This is a genomic window from Methanofollis fontis, from assembly GCF_004297185.1.
Classification (GTDB): domain Archaea; phylum Halobacteriota; class Methanomicrobia; order Methanomicrobiales; family Methanofollaceae; genus Methanofollis; species Methanofollis fontis.
Genome location: NZ_PGCL01000011.1, coordinates 1 through 5,564, shown reverse-complemented (window position 1 = coordinate 5,564; position 5,564 = coordinate 1). Strand labels below are relative to the sequence as shown.

The 5,564-nt window shown below is 54.1% G+C and carries 2 tRNA genes and 3 rRNA genes; all 5 read left to right on the top strand.

Annotated features, from left to right (window positions below):
- Positions 1–643 precede the first annotated feature (643 nt).
- Positions 644–2,110: ribosomal RNA gene (locus tag CUJ86_RS11630) — 16S ribosomal RNA — on the top strand.
- A gap of 69 nt (positions 2,111–2,179) precedes the next feature.
- Positions 2,180–2,251, top strand: a tRNA-Ala gene (locus tag CUJ86_RS11625).
- A 109-nt stretch (positions 2,252–2,360) separates the two neighbouring features.
- A 23S ribosomal RNA gene (locus CUJ86_RS11620) occupies positions 2,361–5,279 on the top strand.
- A gap of 79 nt (positions 5,280–5,358) precedes the next feature.
- Positions 5,359–5,430: transfer RNA gene (locus CUJ86_RS11615), tRNA-Cys, on the top strand.
- Positions 5,431–5,435: 5 nt separating this feature from the next.
- A 5S ribosomal RNA gene (gene rrf, locus CUJ86_RS11610) occupies positions 5,436–5,557 on the top strand.
- Together the 16S, 23S and 5S rRNA genes with 2 tRNA genes alongside form the textbook arrangement of a ribosomal RNA operon.
- Positions 5,558–5,564: the final 7 nt, after the last annotated feature.

Sequence of the window (5,564 nt, the reverse complement as noted above, 5' to 3'; positions counted from 1 at the left end):
TAGCACACGGGGGCAACAGGGACCATTCGTCACTCGACTGGTCTGTTTGTGGTTGTGATGGTTGTATTCCTGGCTTCTCCGTCCTTTCCGGGGCGGAGTGGTAAGGTATATAACGCATTGCGCCCAACATTGTTGCCTCGCACTGTGACCGGGGTCGACGACACCGACGAGTTCGGAATCGGCCCTGATGGGAACGGAATCTCTCGGGATCTGCTCCTTCCTTTAACGTCCCTCCGGGGTCGACTGCGAAGGGTGCGGGTCCGGTGCTGCCAATCGTCAGGCAGAATTCGGTGCGCCCCGGGCGGGGTGCAAGGGTTTATATGTCCTGGCGTCGTATATTGGTGGCACACAGGGGATCGCTCCGGTCTTCCGGGGCGGTTGAATCGGGACGCCTTCTGGGCCCCCAAGGGGGGCTGCAAAGGTATATATGTCTCCGGATTCAATACTGTAATCCCACGAGTCACGCTGATGCGGTACGGTCGCATCAGCACGAAAGGGCGCAGAATATGTATCTGCGTTTCGATGGAGAATCAAAATCGTCGATAGGTCGGCGTTGATTCTGACGTTGGCACTGGCAATGCGGAAATCTGTTTAGTAACCGCTAATTCCTTAATAAACTTCAACGATAGTGTGCCTACTTCAAATTCTGGTTGATCCTGCCAGAGGTCACTGCTATCGGGGTTCGATTAAGCCATGCGAGTCGAGAGGGTTCGGCCCTCGGCATACTGCTCAGTAACACGTGGACAACCTGCCCTGAGGTGAGGGATACCCCCGGGAAACTGGGAATAATACCTCATCGTCTACAGACGCTGGAATGCTCTGTAGATTAAAGGTCCGCCGCCTCAGGATGGGTCTGCGGCCGATTAGGTAGTTGTTGGGGTAATGGCCCAACAAGCCTGTAATCGGTACGGGTTGTGGGAGCAAGAGCCCGGAGATGGATTCTGAGACACGAATCCAGGCCCTACGGGGCGCAGCAGGCGCGAAAACTTTACAATGCAGGCAACTGTGATAAGGGAACCCCGAGTGCCCGTATGGACGGGCTGTTCAGGTGCTTAAAACCCACCTGGAGAAAGGGCCGGGCAAGACCGGTGCCAGCCGCCGCGGTAATACCGGCGGCTCGAGTGGTGGCCGCTATTACTGGGCTTAAAGCGTCCGTAGCTTGGTCGTTAAGTCTCTGGGGAAATCTTCCGGCTCAACCGGAAGGCGTCTCAGGGATACTGGCGATCTAGGGATCGGGAGAGGTGAGAGGTACTCTGGGGGTAGGAGTGAAATCCTGTAATCCTCAGGGGACCACCTGTGGCGAAGGCGTCTCACCAGAACGACTCCGACAGTGAGGGACGAAAGCTGGGGGAGCAAACCGGATTAGATACCCGGGTAGTCCCAGCCGTAAACGATGCGCGTTAGGTGTATCGGTGACCACGAGTTACCGAGGTGCCGAAGGGAAACCGTGAAACGCGCCGCCTGGGAAGTACGGTCGCAAGGCTGAAACTTAAAGGAATTGGCGGGGGAGCACCACAACGGGTGGAGCCTGCGGTTTAATTGGACTCAACGCCGGACAGCTCACCGGGTAGGACAGCGATATGATAGTCGGGCTGAAGACTCTACTTGATCAGCTGAGAGGAGGTGCATGGCCGTCGTCAGTTCGTACTGTGAAGCATCCTGTTAAGTCAGGCAACGAGCGAGACCCACGCCAACAGTTGCCAGCACGATCTCCGGATCGGTGGGGACACTGTTGGGACCGCCTCTGCTAAAGAGGAGGAAGGAATGGGCAACGGTAGGTCAGCATGCCCCGAATTACCCGGGCTACACGCGGGCTACAATGGACAGGACAATGGGTATCGACACCGAAAGGTGAAGGCAATCTCCTAAACCTGCCCTTAGTTCGGATTGCGGGCTGCAACTCGCCCGCATGAAGCTGGAATCCGTAGTAATCGCGTTTCAAGATAGCGCGGTGAATCTGTCCCTGCTCCTTGCACACACCGCCCGTCAAACCACCCGAGTGAGGTTTGGATGAGGCTATGGTTGTTGCCATAGTCGAATCTAGGTTTCGCAAGGGGGGTTAAGTCGTAACAAGGTAGCCGTAGGGGAATCTGCGGCTGGATCACCTCCTAAAGACAAAAGGGATTCAAGCGGTTGCTAAACAGACCGAAAAGTTGCTAGTGTCACGAAACGGGAAATGGGGCTCATAGATCAGTGGAAGATCGCCGCCTTTGCGAGGCGGAGGCCGAGGGTTCAAATCCCCCTGAGTCCATTTCAATGCACCTGGAGATGCAAATCGCCAGGGAAGGGCTGAAGGTCAAACCAATGACCTTACGAAGCCGTGTACAGGTATGCACAACGGGCGTCAAATGGGTTCAGCGGAACGCTGGACAAGAAGCCTGTCAGTGAATGGCTCGGTTCGAGTGCTGATGAGGGGCGTGCCAAGCTGCGATAAGCTCCGGGGAGAGGCAAGGAATCTACGATCCGGAGATCCCCTAATAGGACATCCTGACACTTCGGTGTCGATCCGTAAGGATTGGGAACCCCCCGAATTGAAACATCTCAGTAGGGGGAGGAAAAGAAATCAATCGAGATGTCGTGAGTAAAGGCGATCGAAAACGACAGAGTTCAAACTGAATCCCTTCGGGGAGATGTGGTGTGGTAGGCCTGCCGTTTGGTTCGTGCGGTGAAGTGGAAGTCGTCTGGAACGACGCGCCAGAGGGGGTGATAGCCCCGTACATGTAAACCAATCGATCCTGGCAGAGTCCTGAGTACCGTGGGTTGGCATTCTCGCGGGAATCTGGGGGTCATCAACCTCCAAAACTAAATACACCTCGAAACCGATAGCGAAGTAGTAGCGTGAGCGAAAGCTGAAAAGTAACCCTGAAAAGGTGGTTAAAAGCGCCTGAAACTGACAGGTGATAGTGTGTTACGGCGCCAAAGGATCTTCCATGCGAAGGAACCCGTCGCGAGGCGGTAGTACGGGCATGGTTGCCAGTGTCGTAACTTACGTTTTGAAGAACGGGCCAGAGAGTGTATTTCATTGGCGAAGGTTAACCGGAGAGGGGAGCCGAAGCGAAAGCAACACGTCCGTAGCCTTCGGGCATGGGACGACGTATTAAAAGTGCGTGAAGTCAGTGGAATACGACCCGAAGCCGGGTGATCTATGCGTGGGCAGGTTGAAGCGTGACGAAAGTTGCGTGGAGGACCGCCGGAGGTTTTGATATGCAAATCATTCTCGTGACCTGCGTATAGGAGTGAAAGATTCATCGAACCCGGCATCCGCTGGTTCCTTCCGAAACATGCCGTAGCATGACCTGGCCTGAGATAGTCGGTGAGGTAGAGCACTGATTGGGGACTCCGGGGAAGAAATTCCTCGCTCTCCTGTCAAACTCCAAATTCCCCGACGTCTGAGAAGGCTGGAAGTCCGCATTACGGGGTAAGCTTGTAATGCGTAAGGGAGACAACCCAGACCGTGGTTAATGTCCCTCAATGTAGGCTAAGTGTCAACACTGAAAGGCGTCCTAGGCCAAAAACAACTGGGAGGTGAGCTCAGAAGCAGCTATCCTTCAAAAAGTGCGTAACAGCTTACCAGTCTAGGTTTAGGGCACTGAAAATGGACGGGGCTAAAGCCTACTACAGAGACCACGGAGCACCGTAAGGTGATCTAGTAGGAAGGCGTCCCGCATGGGCAGAAGCAGGGTCGTGAGGTCCTGTGGACCGTGCGGGAATGAGAATTCTGGCAGTAGTAGAAGCATAGATGGGTGAGAATCCCATCCGCCGAAGGGGCTAGGTTTCCTCAGCAATGTTCGTCAGCTGAGGGTTAGTCGGTCCTAAGTTGCACCGTAATGCGAGTGTAACAAAAGGGAAACAGGTTAATATTCCTGTACCATTCATCCTTAGCGTTAAGCGCCGACGCTTCGGGATATGCCGGGCACGGTCGTCGCCGTGTCCAAGCATCGAAGACCGGGGAGTACCGTCATGGTGAGAACCGGTTGAATCTGTGATGGAGTAATCCGGCAAAGTCCTGGAGCCCATGAAAAGGTGGGTGAATGTCCGTACCGAGAACTGACACAGGTGCCCCTAGCTGAATAGGCTAAGGCGTGTCGGATCAATCGTGTTTAGGGAACTCGGCAAAATGGCCCCGTACCTTTGGTAGAAGGGGTGCCTGCCTGGTGATCAGGCAGGTCGCAGTGACCAGGGGGCTCTGACTGTCTAATAACAACATAGCTGACTGCAACTCCGTAAGGACTCGTATAGTCGGTGATTCCTGCCCAGTGCGAGTATCTGAAAACTGGTTCCAACCGGACGAAGGACTCGTAAACGGCGGGGGTAACTATGACCCTCTTAAGGTAGCGTAGTACCTTGTCGCTTAATTGGCGACTTGCATGAATGGATTAACAAGAGCCCTACTGTCCCAAACACGAATCCGTTGAACCTTTTATCCTGGTGCAGAGGCCAGGGACCCCAAATGGGAAGTGAAGACCCCGTGGAGCTTTACTGCAGCCTGTCGCTGTGTTACGGTATTCTTTGCGCAGTGTAGATGGGAGGCGTCGATCCGTCCCTTGTGGGGGGCGGTGAGCCAACGATGAGACACCATCCTTAGTTTGCTGTAACACTCACTCATTCGAGGACAACGATAGGTAGGCAGTTTGGGTGGGGCGCCACACCCTCGAAAAAATATCAAGGGTGCCCTAAGGTCAACTCATGTGAGTCAGAAACTCACAGAAGAGTGTCAAGAGCAAAAGTTGGCCTGACGCGATTATGAATAGCAAATAATCGCGAGAGGAAACTCGGGTCTAACGAACCAATACGCCTTTTTGATGAGGGCTATTGACGACAGAAAAGCTACCCCGGGGATAACAGAGTCGTCGCCGGCAAGAGCACATATCGACCCGGCGGCTTGCTACCTCGATGTCGGTTCTTTCCATCCTGGCTGTGCAGCAGCAGCCAAGGGTGAGGTTGTTCGCCTATTAAAGGGGATCGTGAGCTGGGTTTAGACCGTCGTGAGACAGGTCGGTTACTATCTATTTGGGGTGTTTGGAGTCTGAGGGTAAGAAAGAAATAGTACGAGAGGAACTTTCTTTCGTCGCCTCTGGTCGATCGGTTGTCCGACAGGGCAGTGCCGAGCAGCTACGCGATAAGGGGTAAAAGCTGAAAGCATCTAAGCTTGAAACCCGGCCCAAAACGAGACTCCGTCATAGGACATGGGTACAAGACCCGCTTGATAGGCTTGGGATGTACGCACGAAGGTAACGACGTGTTCAGTCCGCAAGTACTAACGTCCAAGTCCAGTTTTCCGTTGAACCCAGACGAATCCCGTTGTGCATATCTTTAACTTCTAGAATAGCACACTATTCTAGGGCCCAAAACACGGCTGCCAAGGTGGCGGAGTGGCTACGCGGTTGACTGCAGATCAACTACATCCCGGTTCGATTCCGGGCCTTGGCTTTGGGTATAGCGGCCATAGCAGTGGGGATACACCTGGACTCTTTCCGAACCCAGAAGTTAAGCCCACTTACGTATTGTCCGGTACTGAGTTGTGAGAACACTCGGGAACGACAGTGCGCTGCTATCCCATCCTT